Origin of the sequence: Thalassococcus lentus, from assembly GCF_028023555.1 — a bacterium.
Classification (GTDB): domain Bacteria; phylum Pseudomonadota; class Alphaproteobacteria; order Rhodobacterales; family Rhodobacteraceae; genus Thalassococcus_A; species Thalassococcus_A lentus.
In genome coordinates this window covers 588,355-607,653 of record NZ_JAQIOY010000002.1, presented here as the reverse complement: position 1 = coordinate 607,653, position 19,299 = coordinate 588,355, and the positions used below count along the sequence as shown (strand labels likewise).

Annotated in this window: 22 protein-coding genes; 14 read left to right on the top strand and 8 right to left on the bottom strand. The window is 58.8% G+C overall.

Annotated elements, in window-relative coordinates:
- Nucleotides 1-141: 141 nt before the first annotated feature.
- The 12 genes from PFY00_RS08050 to PFY00_RS18990 are packed head-to-tail and all read left to right on the top strand — an operon-like array spanning nucleotide 142 to nucleotide 9,432.
- Nucleotides 142-735: a head-tail connector protein gene (locus PFY00_RS08050; protein WP_271432020.1), complete on the top strand. Its 594-nt coding sequence runs from the start codon at nucleotides 142-144 to the stop codon at nucleotides 733-735.
- A complete protein-coding gene (locus PFY00_RS08045; RefSeq protein ID WP_271432019.1) occupies nucleotides 732-1,070 on the top strand; it encodes a head-tail adaptor protein in 339 nt (112 codons plus the stop codon). Before PFY00_RS08050 ends, PFY00_RS08045 begins: the two co-directional genes overlap by 4 nt.
- Nucleotides 1,067-1,474, top strand: coding sequence for a DUF3168 domain-containing protein (locus tag PFY00_RS08040; RefSeq protein ID WP_271432018.1), 408 nt, complete (start codon nucleotides 1,067-1,069; stop codon nucleotides 1,472-1,474). The genes PFY00_RS08045 and PFY00_RS08040 overlap by 4 nt, the downstream gene beginning before the upstream one ends.
- Nucleotides 1,475-1,527: 53 nt before the next feature.
- Nucleotides 1,528-1,950, top strand: coding sequence for a phage major tail protein, TP901-1 family (locus tag PFY00_RS08035; RefSeq protein ID WP_271432017.1), 423 nt, complete (start codon nucleotides 1,528-1,530; stop codon nucleotides 1,948-1,950).
- Nucleotides 1,950-2,294: a gene transfer agent family protein gene (locus PFY00_RS08030; RefSeq protein ID WP_271432016.1), complete on the top strand. Its 345-nt coding sequence runs from the start codon at nucleotides 1,950-1,952 to the stop codon at nucleotides 2,292-2,294. Before PFY00_RS08035 ends, PFY00_RS08030 begins: the two co-directional genes overlap by 1 nt.
- Complete coding sequence (locus PFY00_RS08025) at nucleotides 2,281-2,481, top strand: rcc01693 family protein (protein ID WP_271432015.1); 201 nt, start codon at nucleotides 2,281-2,283, stop codon at nucleotides 2,479-2,481. Before PFY00_RS08030 ends, PFY00_RS08025 begins: the two co-directional genes overlap by 14 nt.
- Nucleotides 2,478-3,140, top strand: a complete 663-nt coding sequence (locus PFY00_RS08020; protein WP_271432014.1) for a phage tail tape measure protein — start codon at nucleotides 2,478-2,480, stop codon at nucleotides 3,138-3,140. Before PFY00_RS08025 ends, PFY00_RS08020 begins: the two co-directional genes overlap by 4 nt.
- 13 nt (nucleotides 3,141-3,153) lie before the next feature.
- A complete protein-coding gene (locus PFY00_RS08015; RefSeq protein ID WP_271432013.1) occupies nucleotides 3,154-3,786 on the top strand; it encodes a DUF2460 domain-containing protein in 633 nt (210 codons plus the stop codon).
- An 8-nt stretch (nucleotides 3,787-3,794) separates the two neighbouring features.
- A complete protein-coding gene (locus PFY00_RS08010) occupies nucleotides 3,795-4,682 on the top strand; it encodes a DUF2163 domain-containing protein (RefSeq protein WP_271432220.1) in 888 nt (295 codons plus the stop codon).
- The gene (locus PFY00_RS08005; protein WP_271432012.1) at nucleotides 4,679-5,110 is read left to right on the top strand and encodes an NlpC/P60 family protein; all 432 of its coding nucleotides are present in this window, start codon (nucleotides 4,679-4,681) and stop codon (nucleotides 5,108-5,110) included. The genes PFY00_RS08010 and PFY00_RS08005 overlap by 4 nt, the downstream gene beginning before the upstream one ends.
- A gap of 3 nt (nucleotides 5,111-5,113) precedes the next feature.
- Nucleotides 5,114-9,070: a baseplate multidomain protein megatron gene (locus PFY00_RS08000; RefSeq protein ID WP_271432011.1), complete on the top strand. Its 3,957-nt coding sequence runs from the start codon at nucleotides 5,114-5,116 to the stop codon at nucleotides 9,068-9,070.
- Nucleotides 9,067-9,432, top strand: coding sequence for a DUF7742 family protein (locus PFY00_RS18990; protein ID WP_456300435.1), 366 nt, complete (start codon nucleotides 9,067-9,069; stop codon nucleotides 9,430-9,432). The genes PFY00_RS08000 and PFY00_RS18990 overlap by 4 nt, the downstream gene beginning before the upstream one ends.
- Here PFY00_RS18990 and PFY00_RS07995 read toward each other — a convergent pair.
- The gene (locus PFY00_RS07995) at nucleotides 9,342-9,680 is read right to left on the bottom strand and encodes a TraR/DksA family transcriptional regulator (RefSeq protein ID WP_271432010.1); all 339 of its coding nucleotides are present in this window, start codon (nucleotides 9,678-9,680) and stop codon (nucleotides 9,342-9,344) included. The genes PFY00_RS18990 and PFY00_RS07995 overlap by 91 nt on opposite strands.
- A gap of 83 nt (nucleotides 9,681-9,763) precedes the next feature.
- On the opposite strand from PFY00_RS07995, the gene cysE reads away from it, so the two are divergent.
- A complete protein-coding gene (gene cysE, locus PFY00_RS07990) occupies nucleotides 9,764-10,573 on the top strand; it encodes a serine O-acetyltransferase (RefSeq protein ID WP_271432009.1) in 810 nt (269 codons plus the stop codon).
- A 103-nt stretch (nucleotides 10,574-10,676) separates the two neighbouring features.
- Here cysE and PFY00_RS07985 read toward each other — a convergent pair whose 3' ends face one another.
- The 6 genes from PFY00_RS07985 to PFY00_RS07960 form a co-directional block, all read right to left on the bottom strand.
- A complete protein-coding gene (locus tag PFY00_RS07985; RefSeq protein ID WP_271432008.1) occupies nucleotides 10,677-11,990 on the bottom strand; it encodes a pyruvate dehydrogenase complex dihydrolipoamide acetyltransferase in 1,314 nt (437 codons plus the stop codon).
- Nucleotides 11,990-12,238, bottom strand: a complete 249-nt coding sequence (locus PFY00_RS07980; RefSeq protein WP_271432007.1) for a hypothetical protein — start codon at nucleotides 12,236-12,238, stop codon at nucleotides 11,990-11,992. Before PFY00_RS07980 ends, PFY00_RS07985 begins: the two co-directional genes overlap by 1 nt.
- On the bottom strand, nucleotides 12,235-13,608 hold the full coding sequence (locus tag PFY00_RS07975) for a pyruvate dehydrogenase complex E1 component subunit beta (protein WP_271432006.1): 1,374 nt from the start codon (nucleotides 13,606-13,608) through the stop codon (nucleotides 12,235-12,237). Before PFY00_RS07975 ends, PFY00_RS07980 begins: the two co-directional genes overlap by 4 nt.
- A gap of 15 nt (nucleotides 13,609-13,623) precedes the next feature.
- A complete protein-coding gene (gene pdhA, locus PFY00_RS07970) occupies nucleotides 13,624-14,619 on the bottom strand; it encodes a pyruvate dehydrogenase (acetyl-transferring) E1 component subunit alpha (RefSeq protein WP_271432005.1) in 996 nt (331 codons plus the stop codon).
- 79 nt (nucleotides 14,620-14,698) lie between these two features.
- Nucleotides 14,699-16,291 (bottom strand): calcium-binding protein, encoded by a 1,593-nt coding sequence (locus PFY00_RS07965; RefSeq protein ID WP_271432004.1) that lies wholly within the window; start codon nucleotides 16,289-16,291, stop codon nucleotides 14,699-14,701.
- Between the two features lie 139 nt (nucleotides 16,292-16,430).
- Complete coding sequence (locus PFY00_RS07960) at nucleotides 16,431-16,733, bottom strand: FtsB family cell division protein (RefSeq protein WP_271432003.1); 303 nt, start codon at nucleotides 16,731-16,733, stop codon at nucleotides 16,431-16,433.
- A 209-nt stretch (nucleotides 16,734-16,942) separates the two neighbouring features.
- Between PFY00_RS07960 and PFY00_RS07955 the strand changes: the two genes are divergently transcribed.
- Complete coding sequence (locus PFY00_RS07955) at nucleotides 16,943-17,947, top strand: alpha/beta hydrolase (RefSeq protein WP_271432002.1); 1,005 nt, start codon at nucleotides 16,943-16,945, stop codon at nucleotides 17,945-17,947.
- A 48-nt stretch (nucleotides 17,948-17,995) separates the two neighbouring features.
- Here the strand turns inward: PFY00_RS07955 and PFY00_RS07950 are convergent, their stop codons facing one another.
- The gene (locus PFY00_RS07950) at nucleotides 17,996-19,183 is read right to left on the bottom strand and encodes a phosphoglycerate kinase (RefSeq protein WP_271432001.1); all 1,188 of its coding nucleotides are present in this window, start codon (nucleotides 19,181-19,183) and stop codon (nucleotides 17,996-17,998) included.
- Nucleotides 19,184-19,299: the final 116 nt, after the last annotated feature.

The window sequence follows — 19,299 nt, the reverse complement described above, 5'->3', positions numbered from 1 at the left end:
CGGGCCACGTTGTGGCCCGTTCTTCGGGGGCGCGCGCGGCAACGGTCATGTTGGCCAGCAGCTCCCCTCCGCACGAGCAACGTGACTGGCGCGCGCCCATTCGCATCGGCGCGGTGCCGGGCGGAATTTCGGAGAGATGATATGATCCTTGTGGAAGAAACACAGGTGCCCGAGGCGGCGCTGCCGCTGGACGCCCTGAAGCGGCACCTGCGTCTGGGCACCGGATTTGCCGAAGATGACGTACAGGATCCGGTTCTGGCATCCTTTTTGCGTGCCGCAATGGCTGCGATCGAGGCGCGGACATCCAAAGCGCTGATCACACGCGGTTTTCTATTGACGCTTGATCGGTGGCGTCATGCCAGCGAGCAGACCTTTCCGGTATCGCCGGTGCAATCGATCTCTGAAGTGACTGTGATTGACGGATTTGGCGGGGCTCAGACCGTGGAGCCGGAGCGCTATCGCCTGATCAAAGATGCCTTCAAACCGAAGCTGAGCGCTGCGGGCGGAACCCTGCCGCAGATTGCGGAAGGTGGATCAGTGGAAATCCGGTTTGACGCCGGGCATGCCGATGCCTTTGACGCGCTGCCCGCAGATATCGCGCAAGCAGTTTTGTTGCTTGCTGCGCATTACTATGAATTTCGGGATGACACATCGCTGGGTCAGGGCTGCATGCCTTTTGGCGTCACCAGTCTGATTGCCCGCTATCGCCCGGTGCGCGTGGGGCTTGGCCGATGAGCGGGTTCAATTTGAACCGCAAGCTGGTGCTCGAGGCTGCGCAGCGCGTGCAGGATGGGGCGGGCGGCTATGCCGAGACTTGGCAGCCGGTTGGCGTCCTTTGGGGCGCGCTTCGTTCACGCAGCGGCCGATTGGCGCGCGGGGCGACCGGCTCTCATTCGGTCACGGCAGTCAGGATCACCGTGCGTGCAGCCCCCACAGGAGCCAGCAATCGGCCGCAGGCGGGACAAAGGTTTGCAATGGGCTCACGGCTCTTTCGGATCGAGGCTGTGAACGAAGATCCCGACAACGCGATGTATTTGCATTGCAGCTGCGAAGAGGAGACGGCGGCATGAGCTATGCACTGTCTGGCCCGCTACAAGCTGCGGTCTACTCGCAGCTTTTGGCCGACACCCAACTGGCCGGTCTGGTCGGGGGTGACATCTATGACGCCGTGCCCGCCGGAACGCTGCCGTCTGTCTACGTGGCGCTTGGGCCTGAGAGCGTGAAAGAGGCGTCGGATGGGTCGGGCGCCGGAGCCTGGCACGACTTTGTCATCTCGGTCGTCAGCGAAGTCGCGGGATTTCAAAGCGCCAAGGCGGTGGCTGGTGCTGTCAGCGATGCGTTGGATGGCGGTGATCTGCCTTTGTCCCGAGGCCGTCTCATCGGTCTGTGGTTTCGCAAGGCCAAAGCGGTCCGCGAAAGCGGCGGGTTGCGGCGGATCGACCTGACTTTCCGCGCGCGCGTGGAAGACCAATGAACGCGGCGGGCTGATCCCGTCTGGACGAAAATTCAACCCAAGGAGCTGAAGACATGGGTGCACAGAACGGTAAGGATCTTTTGATCAAGGTGGATCTGACAGGCGATGGTCAGTTCGAGACCATGGCTGGTTTGCGGGCGACACGCGTGAGTTTCAATGCCGAACAAGTGGATGTCACGACGCTGGAAAGTCAGGGTGGATGGCGAGAGCTGTTGTCGGGCGCTGGCGTGAAGTCGGCCAATATCAGCGGATCGGGCGTGTTCAAGGACGAAGGCACCGATGAACGGGCGCGTCAGATCTTCTTCGACGGCGAAACCCCGGATTTTCAGGTAATCATCCCTGACTTTGGCACCGTGGAAGGCGCCTTTCAGGTGACCTCGATCGAATATGCCGGGAGCCACAATGGTGAGGCGACCTATGAAGTGTCCATGGCCTCGGCGGGAGCGCTTCAATTCACTGCCGTGCCGGTGGCGTAATGGCTAATCCGTGGAGAGGAGAAGTGGCGTTGACCATCGATGGCGAGCCTCACGCCATGCGGCTGAGCCTGGGCGCACTGGCGGAGCTGGAAGCCGGGCTGAAGAGCGGATCGCTTGTTGATCTGGTGGAGCGGTTTGAGAGCGGCAAGTTCACAACGCGGGATGTGTTGGCGCTGATCGTTGCGGGCCTTCGAGGCGGCGGGCGAGACCTGCAGGCGTCGCAATTGATGACGGCAGAGATTGAAGGTGGACCGATGCAGGCGGCCCGCGCAGCGGCAGAGCTTTTGGCGCGTGCCTTCATGCTTCCGGATGCAGCGGCAGGACAGAGAAATGGCGGGGTTTGACTGGCCGGTTCTGATGCGGGCCGGAATGCAGGGGCTTGGCCTTTCGTCCGACCAGTTTTGGGGGCTGACGCCGGCGGAATTCCGTTTGTTGCTGGGCGAGAACGCAGGCGCGGCCCCGATGGGTCGAAGCCGTCTGCATGAATTGATGACGTCTTTTCCGGACTTTCGAAAGGAAATGGGACAATGAGCGATTTGGACATAGTCGAAGATCTTGGCGATCAGGTGGAAGCGCTCGAGGTATCCTTGGGTGGTGCCATTGGAATGGCCTCGCAATTTGATGCTGAACTGAAACGCATTCACCAGACGTTTTCGGCGACAGGCCAGGGCGCGGCCAAGCTGGAGAGTACGCTGAGCGCGGGACTGAGCCGCGCCATCGACGGGGTTGTGCTGGATGGCATGAAGCTGTCCGACGCTTTGCAAGTTGTCGCAAACTCCATGATCAACGCGGCCTACCGTGCAGCGGTCAAACCGGTCGCGGACCACTTTGGCGGGCTGCTTTCAGGTGGATTGCAATCTGTTTTCGGTGGTTTGCTCGGGTTTGCAGAGGGTGGAAGCTTTGCGCAGGGGCGCGTGATGCCATTTGCCAATGGCGGTGTGGTCAATGGCCCGGTCACGTTCCCGATGCGCGGAGGGCTGGGCCTGATGGGAGAGGCTGGTCCCGAGGCGATCATGCCGCTGACCCGAGGTACAGACGGCAAATTGGGTGTCCGCGCAGCCGGCGGGGGGCAATCCGTGCATGTGGTGATGAATATTCAAACGCCCGACGCCCAAAGCTTTCAACGCAGTCAATCGCAAATCGCTGCCCAGATGAGCCGGGCACTTAGCCGTGGCGCGCGCAATCGCTAAGGAGGCCTAAACAATGTCTTTTCATGAAATACGATTTCCTGCGGACCTGAGCTTTGGTGCCATGGGCGGGCCAGAACGGCGGACGGATATCGTCGAGCTGACCAGTGGTTTCGAAGAGCGTGCGACCCCTTGGGCGCATTCGAGGCGGCGCTTTGATGCTGGATTGGGATTGCGGTCGCTGGACGATCTCGAACAGTTGATCGCCTTTTTCGAAGCCCGACGTGGTCAGTTGTTCGGTTTTCGCTGGAAAGACTGGTCCGACTACAAGTCCTGCGCTCCGTCAAAATCACCGTCGCCGAACGATCAGGTGATTGCCAAGGGCGATGGCGCGACCAAGAGTTTTGAATTGATCAAGACTTATCGATCCGGTTCGGCAGAATACGCGCGCCCGATCTGCAAGCCGGTAAAGGGAACCGTTTTGGCGGCTGTTCAGAGCGTTGAGCGCCGTGAAGGTGTGCACTTTGAGATTGATCTGGCTACGGGCGTAATCACGTTCGAAGAGGCTCCGCTGCAAGATGCGGATGTGACGGCAGGGTTCGAGTTTGATGTGCCGGTGCGTTTCGACACCGACCGGATCAACGTGTCCGTTTCGAGCTTCAAAGCGGGCCAGGTGCCGGATGTGCCTATTGTGGAGGTGCGGGTCTGATGGGGCGTATGAACGAAGGTGCCGAGGCACTGCACGAACACTTGGCTGGTGGTATTGGCCAGGTGGCACGTTGCTGGGCCGTCCGGCGCAAAGACGGTGTGCAAATGGGGTTTACCGATCACGATCGGAACCTGACTTTTGCAGGCATCACATTTCGGGCCGATACGGGGCTGAGTGCACGAGCGTTGCAGCAGGCAACGGGGCTTTCGGTGGACAATACCGAAGCGATGGGGGCCCTGTCTGATGCTGCTATTCGGGAAGAGGATATCGCCGCCGGGCGTTATGACGAAGCCGAAGTGACCGCATGGTTGGTGCATTGGGCTGACGTATCCGCGCGCCGTATCATGTTTCGCGGCCAGATCGGCGAGCTGCGGCGCGGCGCTGGGGCATTTCACGCCGAGTTGCGCGGATTGACAGAAGCGCTCAATCGTCCTGTGGGGCGTGTTTTTCAAAAGCCATGCAGTGCTGTTTTGGCCGATGCCACCTGCCGGTTCGATTTGGACACACCCGGATACGTCTATGAGGGCGGGGCCGCGCAAGTTGAAGATCAGCGCCGGTTCATTTTTGCGGGTATTGGCAGCTTTGAGCCGGGTTGGTTTCAAAGAGGCCGCCTTGAGATCCTTGACGGCGAAGCCGCTGGATTGAGTGGCGCAATCAAACGCGATCGGATTGAAGGGGCGGATCGGGTAGTTGAATTGTGGGAGCCGATCCGCGCGTCGATGAACCCCGGCGTTTTGGTTCGGCTGGAGGCGGGTTGCGACAAGCGGTTCGAGACCTGCCGTTTGAAATTCAACAATGGCATCAATTTTCAGGGCTTTCCGGACATTCCCGAAGAAGACTGGATGTTTGTGCATGCCACGCAGGCCAAGAACAAAACCGGCGGGAGCCGCCGATGAACCCGATCGTTCAAGCGGCCAGAGGCTGGATCGGGACGCCTTATGTTCATCAGGCTTCGGTCCGGGGCGCCGGCTGCGATTGTCTTGGGCTGTTGCGCGGGGTCTGGCGTGAAGTTGTGGGGCCCGAGCCTACACAGGTGCCAGCCTACAGTATGGACTGGTCCGAGCCGCAGGGCGATGAACGCCTTTGGCGTGCGGGCATTCGTTACATGACTGTGAAACCGCTGGAGGCTGTGATGCCCGGTGATGTTCTGTTGTTCCGAATGCGTGACGGATCGGTCGCCAAGCACCTTGGCATTCAGGCGAAAGTCGGAGCCGATGCAAGTTTTGTGCATGCCTACAGTGGCCACGGCGTGATCGAAAGCGCCCTGGGCGCTTCTTGGGCGCGGCGCATTGTGGCCCGTTTCGAAATTCCTTTGGAGGGTTGACCGATGGCAACCATTTTACTTTCGGCGGCGGGTGCTGCCATTGGCTCTTCGTTGGGTGGATCTGTGCTGGGGTTGTCGATGACGGCTGTTGGCCGGTTCATTGGCGCATCGCTCGGACGGGCGCTGGATCAACGTCTCATGGGGCAGGGGTCGGAAACGGTGGAAACCGGCAGGATCGACCGGTTCCGCATATCCGGTGCCGGGGAAGGTGCGCCGATTGCTCAGGTCTATGGACGCATGCGGGTGGGTGGACACGTCATCTGGTCGACGGAATTCGAGGAACGGTCGAAAACCAGTGGCGGTGGCGGTGGAAAAGGGGCCCCTCCACAACCAAAGGTCAAGACGTATCGGTACCGCGTGTCGCTGGCCTTGGCGTTGTGTGAGGGCGAAATCACTGGTGTGAACCGTGTTTGGGCGGATGGTGCTGAGGTGCCGTTGAAAGACCTGACAATGCGGGTCTATCGCGGCACTGCTGATCAATTGCCAGACGCCAAGATGGAAGCCGTGGAGGGGACTGGTCTGGTTCCGGCGTACCGTGGAATTGCTTATGTTGTGATCGAGGATCTAGACCTGAATCAGTTTGGCAATCGTGTGCCTCAGTTCAGTTTTGAGGTTACCCGGCCAGAGATGACTGACACGGCCGACGTTCCGCTGGCTGTGCAGGCCGTGGCCATGATGCCCGGATCGGGTGAATACACGCTTGCGACCAAGCCTGTGTATCTGAACAAGAAAACAGCAGACGAAGCAGAGGTTCCTGGTCCTGATATCCTGTTGAATGCAGGTGCCAGTGGCGGCAAGACCGTTGCCAACGTGAATTCCCCGACGGAAGAGCCGGACTTCAACGCCTCGCTTGAACAGCTAACCGACGAGCTTCCCAATTGCAGGTCGGTCTCGCTGATTGTCAGCTGGTTCGGGAGTGATTTGCGCTGCAACACTTGTGAGATCCGGCCCAAAGTCGAACAGACTGAACGAGACGCTGGCAAGATGCCTTGGACTGCGGGCGGTATTCATCGCGGGGATGCGTTGCCGGTTCCGCAGGAAGACGGCCGCCCAGTTTACGGCGGCACGCCAACCGACCAGTCCGTTATTCAATCGATTCATCGCATGACCGAGCAGGGGCTCAGTGTGATGTACTACCCATTCATCTTGATGGATCAGATGCCAGGCAACGGTTTGGCCGATCCATGGAGCGAAGCAGTTGATCAGCCAAAGCTGCCTTGGAGAGGACGCATTACGACCAGCATTGCACCCGGCAGGGATGGGTCGCCGGATGGCACCGCTGCAGCCGAAAGCGAAGTTGCAAGCTTTATGGGAACCGCCACGGCGAACGACTTTGCCGTCGAGGGCGAGAGCGTCAGCTATTCAGGGCCGGATGAATGGGGTTACCGGCGGTTCATTTTGCATCAGGCGGCCCTTTGCAGTGCGGCTGGGCAGGTAGAAGCCTTTTGCATCGGCTCGGAAATGCGAGGCCTTACGCAAATTCGCGGTCTGGCGGGCTTTCCGGCCGTTCAGGCATTGCGGGATCTTGCGGCTGAATGCCGGGTGCTTTTGGGCCCTGATGTAAAGATTGGCTACGCAGCGGACTGGTCGGAGTACTTTGGCTACCATCCTCAGGACGGAAGCGAGGACCTCTATTTCCATCTTGATCCGCTTTGGGCAGACGCCAACATCGATTTCATTGGGATCGACAATTACATGCCGCTGTCGGATTGGCGTGACGGAGAGGACCACGCGGATGCCGCTTGGGCGTCGCTGTATGATCCGGAGTATCTAAAGTCCAATGTCGCCGGGGGCGAGGGCTTTGATTGGTACTACGACAGTCCGGAGGCGCGAGACGCACAACGCAGGACTGAAATTGTGGACGGCGCCTACGGCGAAGACTGGGTCTGGCGCTACAAGGATATCCGGAACTGGTGGTCAAATTTGCACTATCCTCGCACCGGAGGCGTGCGCGCCAATGACCCAACAGAATGGGTGCCCGGCTCAAAGCCGATCTGGTTCACTGAACTTGGCTGTGCCGCAATCGACAAAGGCACCAACCAGCCAAACAAGTTCCTGGATCCAAAATCGTCGGAATCCGCATTGCCCTATTACTCCAACGGGCTTCGGGATGAGTTGATCCAACACCAATATTTGCGTGCGATGTACGATTATTGGAGTGATGAGGCCAACAATCCGGTTTCGGAAACCTATGGCGCTGCGATGGTCGACACGGCCCATGCTTTCGTCTGGGCATGGGATGCGCGTCCTTACCCCTGGTTTCCCGGGAATGACGAACTGTGGTCGGATGGACCGAATTATCGGCGTGGGCACTGGATTACCGGCCGTACGTCGGGCCGAACGCTGGCTTCGGTTGTGCGGGAAATCTGCCACCGCGTTGGCGTTTCCGATATAGATACCAGTGCGTTGCATGGCTACGTTCGGGGATATGCCGTACCGGATGTTTCGGATGCACGCAGAGCATTGCAACCGCTTATGCTGGCCTATGGATTTGACGCCATTGAACGGGATGGGTGTCTCGTTTTCAGAATGCGTGACGGGCTGCGTGCGCATGCGCTGCCTTCAGAAGCCTTGGCGATTTCAGACGAGGTTGACGGTGATTTGTCGGAAAGCCGCGCAGGCGAAGCCGAAATGGCCGGACGTGTTCGCGTCGGTTTTGTATTGGCTGACGCCGACCATCAGGTGGCTACCGAAGAGACGGTTTTACCGGACGAGCGCACCCACGCGGTTGCGGAAACAGACCTGGCCTTGGTCATGACGCGGGGCGAGGGGCGCCAGACAACGGAACGCTGGCTGGCTGAGTCGCGCCTTGCCCGCGATACTCTTCGCTTTGCGTTGCCGCCGTCTCAACTGGCGCTGGGGGCTGGCGACATTGTCGAATTGCCTGCCAAATCTGGGCCGGTGCTGGCGCGGATTGACCGTGTGGAGGTCCTTGATCGACAAATCATCGACGCAGTGCGGATCGAGCCGGACCTGTTTGAGCCGTCAGAATACATAGACGATGGCGCAGAATTGCGCGGTTTTACACCCGCTGTGCCGGTTACTCCATTCTTCATGGATCTGCCACTGATGTCAGGCGACGAGGTGGCCCACGCGCCCCATCTGGCTTTGACAGCTGATCCATGGCCAGGAACGGTGGCCATTTATGATGCGCCCACGGACTCAGACTACGCGCTCAATGACATTATTGCAGAGCGCAGCATTATTGGAATTACGGAAACGCCGCTCTTTGCGGCGCAAGCCGGGGTAATCGATCGCGGGGCAGCGCTGCAAGTTCGTTTGGCGTCGGGCTCCTTGCAATCGATTGATGATGCACAGCTGCTGGCGGGCCAGAACCTGATGGCTATTGGGGATGGCAGTGCCGGTAACTGGGAGTTGTTTCAGTTTCGCGACGTGACTTTGCTGGAAGACGGGCAATGGCTGCTGGCGCACAGATTGAGAGGGCAGGCCGGGACTGATGGCGCGATGCCGAGCGAATGGCCTGCGGGGTCTTATGTGGTTTTAATGAATGGAGCGCCGGCTCAGATCACCCTGGCAGCAGCGCAGCGCCGTATCGCCCGATACTATCGCATTGGTCCAGCGCGCCGACCGTTGGATGATGATACCTATATTGAGCGGATTGAAGCATTTGATGGCAATGGGCTGCGACCCTATCGACCCGCCCACCTGAAGGTGACCGGCGTGGACGATCTGGCAGTCCAGTGGATCAGACGAACGCGCGTTGAGGGGGACTCCTGGGATCTTACCGAGGTTCCACTAGGCGAAGAGGCCGAACGATATCTGGTGCGCGTTTCGCAAAATGATACCGTCCTGCGCGAGGCCGAAGTGAGTTCTCCGACTTGGGAATACAGCGCCGCGCAGCAAGGGGAAGATGGCGCAAGCGCGGGGTTTGAGATTGCGGTTGCGCAAATTTCGGCCCGTTATGGCCCCGGGCCATTTGCCCGTGTCACCATTGGATGAGACCCGTTTTGCCAGATGATTTGTTTGCGGCGGCCCGTGCCTGTTTGGCTGTGCCGCCGCATGTCAGGTTTGCACATGCGCAATCCCTGGTCGGCGCTGCTATGGTTGCCGATGCATACAGGCAGCGCAACAATCGGCTGCACCCAGTTTTCGGTGGCGGAACGCTTATGGCTGCCGCGTTAGCCCATGAACAAGTTAGCGAGGCACGGGTTGATAACGCCGATTTCCGCGAATGCCTGATTGATGTCCTAAGGGCGCTGCGTTGTCTCGATCAACCTGATGCACAGGAAATACAGCGCGAGGCGGTGGGATCCAGTTCCAGGCGTTTGATGGCAATCTCTTCACCGCAATCGTCGCAATAACCAAATTCACCTTCGTCTAGACGCACTAGTCCCGCATGAAGCGCGCGGCGCGTTGCATCACGGCGGGCCTGCGTTGCTTTGGCCATGGATTGACTCAGCAAGGCATCCTGCCGGGACAGGCGGCCAATGGCCTGTTGGTCCAATGTCACGGTGTTCTGACCCTCTTGGCCAAGCGCATCTTCTTCATCAAGGGCGCGCATACGCTGATGGATCAGATCGCGAAACCGGTGCAAAACCCTTTCATCCATTTTCGAAATCCCCTCCATCACGGATTTGCGTTTCGCCTGCCAAAGCCTATCTGCTATAAAGCCCACGTCAAAGGAGTGGACCCATGGCAGAAAAACGCCCTGAATTGGCCGAAGTTGACCCGGTCTGGACGCGTATCAAGCAAGAGGCCGAAGACGCGGTCAAGACCGAGCCTCTCTTGGGCGGAATGGTGCACTATTCTATCCTGCACTATGCAACGCTCGATCTCGCACTGGCGCATCGTATCGCGCAAAAGCTGTCGAACGGTGAGATGAGTGGCCAGATCTTGCGGGAAATCTGCGACGAAGCCTTCAGCGACGATCCGGAACTTGCGCAGGCATCGCGGGCCGATATCATGGCCATTTATGAACGCGATCCCGCCTGTCATCGCTTCATGCAGCCGCTGCTGTTCTTCAAGGGTTTTCAGGCAGTTCAGGCCTATCGCATTGCCAACTGGCTGTGGCGCAAAGGGCGCAAGGATCTGGCCTATTTCTTCCAGATGCGCTGTTCCGAGGTGTTTGGTGTTGATATTCACCCTGCCGCCCGGATCGGCAAAGGCATCATGATCGACCACGCGCATTCCATTGTGATTGGTGAGACCGCAGTTGTCGGGGACAATGTGTCGATGCTTCACTCGGTAACGCTGGGCGGGACTGGCAAGGAAGAAGAAGACCGGCATCCCAAAATCGGCGACGGCGTTCTGATCGGTGCAGGTGCGAAGGTGCTCGGAAATATCGAAGTCGGATATTGCTCGCGCATTGCTGCCGGATCGGTGGTGCTGAATGCTGTGCCGCCATGTAAAACCGTTGCGGGCGTGCCAGCCAAGATCGTCGGCGAAGCCGGATGCTCGCAGCCTTCGATCTCGATGGACCAGCTTCTGGGCGGTGGTGCCTGATCGGCCATCTGCCGAGCCAAAAATTCAAAAAGCCCCCGATGTTTGGTCGGGGGCTTTTGCGATTTTGAGGCTCGGAAAACCTGTTTGGCCATGACAGGCCGGCTTAGGCGAGCATAGCCATAGGATTTTCCAGATTATCCACGATCGCGGCGAGCAACTCGGCCCCCAGTGCGCCGTCGATGACCCGGTGATCCACGGACAGAGTGACAGACATCACGGTCGCTACGCCCAACGCGCCGTCTTCGTTCACAACAGGCTTTTTGACACCAGCGCCCACGGCAAGGATTGCCCCGTGGGGAGGATTGATGACCGCATCGAAATTCTCGATCCCCATCATGCCAAGGTTCGAGATCGCAAAGCTGCCCCCCTGATATTCGTGTGGGGCGAGTTTGCGGTCACGCGCCCGTGACGCGAGATCTTTCATTTCTGACGACAAGGCAGAAAGCGATTTCTGATGGGCGTCTTTCAGGACCGGTGTGAACAGACCGCCATCAATGGCAACTGCAACGGCAACGTCGGATGGCTCCAGTCTCAGGATACGATCGCCAGCCCAGACGGCATTGGCCTCTGGTACCTGTTGCAGGGCATTGGCGCAGGCCTTGATGATGAAGTCATTGACAGAAAGCTTGATCTCGCGCGCAGCCAGCTGCTTGTTGATTTGGCTGCGGAATTGCAGCAGAGCGTCCAGCCGGATGTCACGCCGCAAATAGAAATGCGGGATGCTCTGCTTCGCCTCCGTGAGCCGAGCCGCAATTGTGCGCCGCATGCCATCAAGCGGAAACTCGGAATACGCGCGGCCTTCGTACATGCGCGCGACGGCGTCGGCGCTGACCTGCGGCGGTGCAACGGCAGGCCCGCCGGGGGCGGGTGCAGATCCTGCTGCGGCGGTCGCTCCGGCAGCAGCCTGAGCAGGTGAGGCGCTGGCGCCTTCGACATCGGCCTTGACGATACGTCCTCTCGGGCCGCTGCCGGTTATCTGGCTCAGGTCAATGCCTTTGTCGGCGGCGATGCGGCGCGCCAGTGGCGACGCGAAAACCCGGCTTGCGTCGCTGGATACTGCAATCGGGGGCGGGGCGGACTTCTCGGGGGCCCCGGCCGGGGCCGCCTCGGCGTCCGCAGAGGCCTGCGCCACTGGCGCTGTGGCCTCTGAGGCGGTGATATCCGCCGCGCTTTCACCTTCTTCTAGCAGAACCGCGATAGGGGTGTTCACTTTGACGTCTGCCGTGCCTTCCGCAATCAGGATTTTTCCAATCGTCCCTTCATCGACAGCTTCGAACTCCATTGTGGCCTTGTCGGTTTCGATCTCGGCGATCACATCGCCGGACTCAACAGTGTCCCCCTCCTTGACCAGCCATTTGGCGAGCGTGCCTTCCTCCATGGTTGGCGACAGCGCGGGCATCAGGATTTCGGTGGGCATTAGGAAATCTCCTCTACTGCGACGCTGGAAAGGCCAGTATCCGCCTCGGCGTGGCCTTCGATCAGCGCGAGTATTTCAGTCTTTCGGGTCTTCACCCATGCTTTGCGGTCTGGCTCGCTCGCGTGGTTGCCAAGAATGGCGTCCAGCATTGCCCGCGACACAGTCAGGCGAAACTTCCGCTGCCCATCGGTGGCAGTAAAGAAGATTTCCCGACCCTCATCGCGGCTGCAAAGCGGGCTCGACTTCATCTGTAGCAGACCGATTTTGCGGCTTCGACAACCTCAGCCGTGGTGACCAGTGCATGTTTCTCGAGGTTTGCTGCATAGGGCATGGGCACGTCTTTGCCTGTGCAGTTGATGACCGGCGCATCCAGATAATCAAAGGCCTGTTCCATCAACACCGCGGAAATATGATTGCCGATGGCTCCCACGGGAAAGCCTTCTTCGATCGTCACGCAGCGGTTGGTCTTCTGAACGGATGCGATCACCGTTGCAGTATCCATCGGGCGCAGGGTACGCAGATCGATCACTTCGGCGCTGATACCGTCCTCGGCCAGCTTGTCCGCCGCCTCGAGCGCGTAGGTCATGCCGATCCCGAAACTCACCAGTGTGACATCCGTGCCTTCGCGCCAAATGCGGGCTTTGCCGAAAGGCACCGTGAAATCCTCCAGCTCTGGCACATCGAAACTGCGGCCATAAAGAATTTCGTTTTCCAGAAAGATCACCGGGTTCGGGTCACGGATCGCGGATTTGAGCAGCCCTTTGGCGTCAGAGGCCGAATAGGGCATCGCAACTTTCAAGCCGGGGATATGAGCATACCATGCGGCATAGTCCTGACTGTGCTGGGCGCCAACGCGGGCGGCCGCGCCATTGGGGCCACGAAAAACCATGGGTGCACCCATCTGGCCACCGGACATATAAAGCGTCTTGGCTGCCGAATTGATAATCTGATCAATGGCTTGCATCGCAAAGTTGAACGTCATGAACTCAACGATCGGTTTCAACCCGCCAAAGGCTGCCCCGACACCGATCCCGGCAAAACCATGTTCGGTGATCGGCGTGTCGATGACACGCTTTGCACCAAACTCGTCCAGCAGGCCTTGGCTGATCTTGTATGCGCCCTGATATTCGCCAACCTCTTCGCCCATCAGAAATACGTTATCGTTGGCACGCATTTCTTCGGCCATGGCATCGCGCAAGGCTTCGCGCACGGTTTGCTGTTTGACCTTTGTACCTTCGGGCCAGTCCGGTTCTGCCACCACAGCAGCGGGGGCCGGGGTGGCCGGTGCGCTTGGCGCGGCTGCAGCGGCAGGAGCCGGAGCCGTTTCTTCAACCGCGCTTGGGGCAGGGGCGGCGCTGGCGTCGGCAAGGCTCTCGCCTTCTTCGATCAGCACAGCGATGGGGGTGTTCACCTTGACGTCTGCAGAACCCTCGGGGATCAGAATCTTGCCCATGATCCCTTCGTCCACCGCTTCGAATTCCATGGTGGCCTTGTCGGTTTCAATCTCGGCAATCACATCGCCGGACGAAACGGTATCGCCTTCTTTGACCAGCCATTTGGCCAAGGTGCCTTCTTCCATGGTCGGAGAGAGGGCGGGCATGAGTATTTCGGTAGCCATTGTCTGCTCTTCTCCTCAGGCGTCAGCGTAAATGTCAGTCCAAAGCTCATCGAGCGCGGGCTCGGGGCTGGTGCGCGCGAATTCGGCGCTGTCGGACACGATTTTCTTGATCTCTTTGTCGATCGCCTTGAGATCGTCTTCGGTTGCATGTTTGCCTTGCAGCAGCAGGTCACGCACATGATCGATCGGGTCCCGCTCCGAGCGCATTTTCTGCACTTCCTCGCGTGTCCGGTACTTGGCCGGATCGGACATGGAATGCCCGCGATAGCGGTAGGTCTTGATCTCCAGAATATACGGACCCTTGCCGGACCGGCAGTGCGCCACGGCCTTTTCGCCAGCCGCCTTGACTGCCAGCACATCCATGCCATCGACCACTTCGCCTTTGATGCCAAAGGCTTCGCCGCGGGTGTAGAGATCCGGGGTGGACGTGGATCGCTTTTGTGCGGTCCCCATGGCGTACTGATTGTTTTCTATGACGAAAATGACCGGCAAATCCCAAAGAGCAGCCATGTTGAACGTCTCATAGACCTGACCCTGGTTCGCCGCACCATCGCCAAAGTAGGTAAAGGTGACCCGGCCGTTGCCTTTGTACTTGTCGGCAAATGCCAGACCCGCACCCAATGGTACCTGCGCTGCAACGATGCCATGGCCACCATAGAAATGCTTCTCTTTCGAGAACATGTGCATCGAGCCGCCTTTGCCCTTGGAATAACCGCCTTCGCGGCCGGTCAATTCGGCCATGACGCCATCAGGATCCATGCCGCAAGCCAGCATATGCCCATGATCGCGATAGGAGGTGATCCGTTTGTCGCCTTCTTCTGCGGCGGCTTCGAGCCCCACAACCACGGCTTCTTGCCCGATGTAGAGATGGCAGAACCCGCCAATCAATCCCATTCCATAGAGCTGGCCGGCTTTTTCTTCGAAACGCCGGATCAGAAGCATATCGCGGTAATATGCCTTGAGCTCATCGGCCGAAACATTGGGTTTGGCTGTGGTCTTTCGCGCCGCCATGGGCGTCTCCTCCCCAGGATATGTTTAGCATTAAACTATCCGGGGAGGGTAGCCGAGGGCCGCACGCGCGTAAAGTGCGTTATAAGATGAAATCTCCAGCGGTCACGGACAGACTTCCGAAAAGGTTGATCTGAAGATCTGCAACAGAATCCCCGTTCGTATCGCCCAGAATCGTCGTCGTTCCGACCCCGGCTTCTATGCGCAGCTCACCCGCGGTTCCGGAAAACGCGGCCGTGCCGATAAAGTCAAACCGCTGATTGCCGCCGGCTGTCGTGTCTGCATCGATACCGGCCAGAACGATTGTGTCTGTGCCGACCTCGAAATCCACAATCGTGTCCACGGACGAACCCGCCGCAGATTGGCTGGTGTCCGAGTAAAAGTACCGGTCAGAACCAGTACCGCCCGTTAATGTGTCGCTGCCCGCCCCGCCAAAAAGCGTGTCATCACCGGCGTCAGCGGAAATAGAGTCGTTTCCTGCGTCGCCGCGCAGTCGGTCGTTTCCGCCATTGCCAATCAGAGTGTCATTTTCAGAACCACCAATGATCGTGTCGCTAAAGCCGCCGCCAACGAGACTGTCATTTCCCGAACCACCGTTTTCGAAAAGGGCCGTTCCTGCGCCCGTTCCATCTATTGTATCATCGCCGGAATGCCCCGCGATCCGTCCAGAAACAAAACCGCCCACTGTGATCGTGTCATTGCCGCCGCCGCCGCCAATGCGGCCATTCACAGTCCCGAAGATGTTAATCGTGTCGGCATCTCGCGCGCCATGGATATCGCCCGTCACGGTCCCGCTGGCCGAGATGGTATCGTTGCCGCTTCCGCCTCTGATGTCGCCAGACACCGTTGCACCCGCACTGACGGTCATTGAATCCGTGCCGCCTCTCATATGCGCATCGCCGCGCAGCTCTCCATTTACGGTCAGGGTATTTGCACTATAGTCACCGGTCACAGCCCGGCCCGAACCATTGCCGATGCGTTCAAATAAATCGATGGTAAACGGCGTTGGTGGACCCGAAGCAAAGGGATTGTTCAGCCCCAGTGACAGGTGGTTGATCGTTCCAAGCACTGGATTGTTTTCGACGGTCCCGCCCAAATATGTTAGTTCAGAGATGGTCCCGAAATTCCTTACGGTTCCGCCGTCCATGACAACCGTGCCGACCGTACCATCGTTGTCCAGTGTCGTGTTGGGATTGACTTCAATTGTGCCTGCCCAGCTAGCAGTGCTCATCACTGTTACGCGAACAGGTGTGACAGTGGTGATTAAGTCCATGGTGCCAGTGTGGGTGCTTATGCCGCCTAACAGGAAGTCGGAGATGTCCTGAACCTGAAAGCTCGTGCTGCCCACAATCGGATTGTTGATCGTGACACGGCCAGTGCCAAGTGCCGTGATATTTTCCGAGATCGTTATGGGCGCACCGTCGAACGTATAGTTAAAGACGTTTATTCCGTCCCACAAAAAGTCAATGCGGCCGGGCGCGACCGGTTCCTCCACCAGAATTGTGAAATTTCCGGTGTTGAAAATGTTGTCAAATTGGACCCGGTCGCCCGGTAGAAAGGTGGTTTGTGTTATTCCAAAATCATTCGTCCAGTTTGCCGTGTAACTGTTCCAAGAACCGTTTCCAGTCGTAATACTAAAATCATTGGGAACGATGTCCCAAACCAAAGTCGCCATAATAATGTCCTTCGTATCCGCTCGCCATTTCGGCGTTATATGCACATACTAAAGCATAGGCTGACCTGTACGTTAACCTTTTGTTAACGAATGGGCAGGGAGCAGGGGTTTTCAATGGCTTGGACGGGGGGGTAGCCCGTCAGTTAACGACGATTTCGTCGGCGCGCACCAGTCCCAACACATCACGTGCCTGTTGGTCTAGCAGGTCCAGATCCAGAAACTCGTCCGACAGGCGGCGTGTCAGATTTTCCATGTCCGCCACGTCCCGATGCAATTGTGCCAGCTCGCGGGACAGGTTCTTTCCTTCAACCGCGATTTCTGCCCTGCGAAACAGCCCGTAGTCACCTTGCACTGCGGCAAAGGTGAAATAGGCCGTGAGCGTCAGGCACACGGAAAAGAAGATAATAATGCCCAGGGCCGGTCTGGCTTTGCGGGAGGTCATGGGTGTTTGTCTGCTGCCTACGTTTCGGCGTCTCTTGGTGGACGCACGGTGCCCAAGATGACACGGCCCAATGGGTCGTGAAAGAGGGTGATTCGCAACCATGCGAATCAGCTGCAAAGCGTTGCATTCCTGCCGATTTACTTGCGTCGTCCGGGGTTATTGGTGGCGGTGTCTGGTTGGGTCTGCGCTGCCTGTAGTAACTAGATCGCATGAAACGAGTCGCGCTTTTGTTTATGATCATTGTGGTCTTGCCGGCCTGCGCCGCGCGCGGTGTGATCAGCCTTGTTCCCAGCGCCGTCGTAGCAGGAGCCGCCCAGCAGGACGTGTTCATCGCGACCAATCGTTTGCCCGCCGCTGAGGGCCAGCCGCGATTGTTCCAGCAGGGCTTTGGCGAGCGGCGCGATCCCGCTTTGCGCTTTGCCAAGCTGGATATCTCAATCCCGCCGGTTCATCAGCCGGGGCAGATCGAATGGCCGGGGTCCGAACGCCCTGATCCGGCAAAGCATTTTGTCGTGCGGCAGGAACATAAATATCCCGGTATGGATCAATTCGTGCAGGCCTTGGCCGATGCAAATGGCCGCGATGAAGTGGTGCTCTTTGTGCACGGCTTTAACGTCAACAACGCAGAGGCAGCCTATCGTCTGGCGCAGATTGCCCATGACTTTGAATCCTCTCTGCCGGTGATCGCCTATTCCTGGCCGTCGGCCGGCAGCCCCCGGGGGTATGTTTATGACCGGGACAGCGTGATTTTCTCGCGCGATGGGCTGGAAGAACTGCTTTTGACCCTGACCGCCCGGAAAAAGGTTCTGGTGATCGCGCATTCCATGGGCAGCCAACTGGTTATGGAAACCCTGCGCCAGATGTCGATCTCGGGCAAAGGGGCAGCGCTGGATCGGTTGTCTGGTGTGGCGCTCATCAGTCCGGATATTGATGATGACGTGTTTCTTCAGCAGGCCGAACGGATCACCCCGTTTCCGCAGCCATTCATGCTTTTGGTCTCTGCCAAGGACCGCATTCTCGACTTTTCGGCATTCCTGACCGGCAAGCCAACGCGGCTCGGCTCGATCCGCGATCTTGATGCGCTGGATGGATTGCCGATCGACATCGTGGACTTGTCGAACATCGAAGGCGGCGACCGGACAGGCCATTCCACGGCCTTTACTGCGCCAGCAGCGATCAAACTGTTGCGCAACCTCGATCGCACCGCGCGCTAGGCGCTGGTCCGCGGGCCAAAACGGATCCGGCCCGCGTTCGTGACTTGATTATCCCAGCGCGGCCACGCCGGGCAGAGTTTTGCCTTCCATCCATTCGAGGAAGGCGCCACCGGCTGTCGAGATGTAGGAAAAATCTGAAGCAGCGTCAGCTTGGTTCAGGGCCGCGACCGTGTCGCCGCCGCCCGCGACCGAGATCAGCTTGCCCGCGGCAGAGCGTTTCGCCGCATAGGCCGCCGCTGCATTGGTCGCAGCATCAAATGGCGCAATTTCGAACGCGCCAAGGGGGCCGTTCCAGATCAGGGTCTTTGCCTCTTTCAGGGCTTCAGTGATCGCCTCGACACTCTGTGGCCCGGCATCGAGGATCATTGCATCTGCGGGACAGGCGTCTGCTGCAACGGTTTCATTGTCCGCGCCGGCCGCGAATTCACGTGCCACGACAACATCGCTCGGCAGCAGAATGCGGCACCCGGCAGTGACAGCCTTGGCCATGATTTCGCGCGCTGTGTCGGCCATTTCGTGTTCACACAGCGATTTGCCCACATCAACGCCCTGAGCTGCCAGAAACGTATTGGCCATGCCGCCACCGATCACCAGAATATCGACCTTGCCCACAAGGTTGCCCAGCAGATCTAGCTTGGTTGACACCTTTGCGCCGCCGACAACCGCCAGAACAGGGCGTTCAGGTTGCCCAAGCGCGGCTTCCAGCGCCGACAACTCGGCCTGCATCAGCCGTCCTGCGCAGGACGGAAGCAAGCGGGCCAGACCCTCGGTCGATGCATGGGCACGGTGCGCGGCGGAAAAGGCATCGTTGCAATAGATATCGCCCAGTTCGGCCATTTGGGCGGCCAGCGCGGCGTCGTTCTTTTCTTCGCCGGGATGAAAGCGTGTGTTTTCCAAAAGAGCGATCTGGTTGTCGCCAAGGGCCTCGATCGCTGTCTTGGCGGCGTCGCCCACACAATCGGCGGCGAAAACGACCTGCACACCAAGAACGGTTTCGATGGTCGGGATCAGCGCCTGCAGGCTCATCTCGGGAACCCGCTGTCCTTTGGGGCGACCAAAATGGGCCAGCAGAACCGGCTTGCCACCGCGTTCGAGAATATCCTGGACGGTTGCGGTGATACGCTCAATGCGCGTGGCATCGGTGACCGCGCCGTCCTGGACCGGCACATTGATGTCCACCCGGGTCAGCACCCGTTTTCCGCGCAGATCCATATCATCGAGGGTTTTCCAGGCCATGCCGCTCTCCGTTGCTTACGAGGTTCGTTGGGGCTCTCTCTATTGCGGGGCTGTTTGCATCGCAAACGCCCCAAGGTCAACGCAAGCTTGGCATCTTGCGCGCTGCGGTCTAAGTG

Bases quoted from the DNA above. Each gene is read 5' to 3' on its own strand.
- PFY00_RS08050 (WP_271432020.1), top strand. From the start codon at position 142: ATGATCCTTGTGGAAGAAACACAGGTGCCCGAGGCGGCGCTGCCGCTG.
- PFY00_RS08045 (WP_271432019.1), top strand. From the start codon at position 732: ATGAGCGGGTTCAATTTGAACCGCAAGCTGGTGCTCGAGGCTGCGCAG.
- PFY00_RS08040 (WP_271432018.1), top strand. From the start codon at position 1,067: ATGAGCTATGCACTGTCTGGCCCGCTACAAGCTGCGGTCTACTCGCAG.
- PFY00_RS08035 (WP_271432017.1), top strand. From the start codon at position 1,528: ATGGGTGCACAGAACGGTAAGGATCTTTTGATCAAGGTGGATCTGACA.
- PFY00_RS08030 (WP_271432016.1), top strand. From the start codon at position 1,950: ATGGCTAATCCGTGGAGAGGAGAAGTGGCGTTGACCATCGATGGCGAG.
- PFY00_RS08025 (WP_271432015.1), top strand. From the start codon at position 2,281: ATGGCGGGGTTTGACTGGCCGGTTCTGATGCGGGCCGGAATGCAGGGG.
- PFY00_RS08020 (WP_271432014.1), top strand. From the start codon at position 2,478: ATGAGCGATTTGGACATAGTCGAAGATCTTGGCGATCAGGTGGAAGCG.
- PFY00_RS08015 (WP_271432013.1), top strand. From the start codon at position 3,154: ATGTCTTTTCATGAAATACGATTTCCTGCGGACCTGAGCTTTGGTGCC.
- PFY00_RS08010 (WP_271432220.1), top strand. From the start codon at position 3,795: ATGAACGAAGGTGCCGAGGCACTGCACGAACACTTGGCTGGTGGTATT.
- PFY00_RS08005 (WP_271432012.1), top strand. From the start codon at position 4,679: ATGAACCCGATCGTTCAAGCGGCCAGAGGCTGGATCGGGACGCCTTAT.
- PFY00_RS08000 (WP_271432011.1), top strand. From the start codon at position 5,114: ATGGCAACCATTTTACTTTCGGCGGCGGGTGCTGCCATTGGCTCTTCG.
- PFY00_RS18990 (WP_456300435.1), top strand. From the start codon at position 9,067: ATGAGACCCGTTTTGCCAGATGATTTGTTTGCGGCGGCCCGTGCCTGT.
- PFY00_RS07995 (WP_271432010.1), bottom strand. From the start codon at position 9,680: ATGGATGAAAGGGTTTTGCACCGGTTTCGCGATCTGATCCATCAGCGT.
- cysE (WP_271432009.1), top strand. From the start codon at position 9,764: ATGGCAGAAAAACGCCCTGAATTGGCCGAAGTTGACCCGGTCTGGACG.
- PFY00_RS07985 (WP_271432008.1), bottom strand. From the start codon at position 11,990: ATGCCCACCGAAATCCTGATGCCCGCGCTGTCGCCAACCATGGAGGAA.
- PFY00_RS07980 (WP_271432007.1), bottom strand. From the start codon at position 12,238: ATGAAGTCGAGCCCGCTTTGCAGCCGCGATGAGGGTCGGGAAATCTTC.
- PFY00_RS07975 (WP_271432006.1), bottom strand. From the start codon at position 13,608: ATGGCTACCGAAATACTCATGCCCGCCCTCTCTCCGACCATGGAAGAA.
- pdhA (WP_271432005.1), bottom strand. From the start codon at position 14,619: ATGGCGGCGCGAAAGACCACAGCCAAACCCAATGTTTCGGCCGATGAG.
- PFY00_RS07965 (WP_271432004.1), bottom strand. From the start codon at position 16,291: ATGGCGACTTTGGTTTGGGACATCGTTCCCAATGATTTTAGTATTACG.
- PFY00_RS07960 (WP_271432003.1), bottom strand. From the start codon at position 16,733: ATGACCTCCCGCAAAGCCAGACCGGCCCTGGGCATTATTATCTTCTTT.
- PFY00_RS07955 (WP_271432002.1), top strand. From the start codon at position 16,943: ATGAAACGAGTCGCGCTTTTGTTTATGATCATTGTGGTCTTGCCGGCC.
- PFY00_RS07950 (WP_271432001.1), bottom strand. From the start codon at position 19,183: ATGGCCTGGAAAACCCTCGATGATATGGATCTGCGCGGAAAACGGGTG.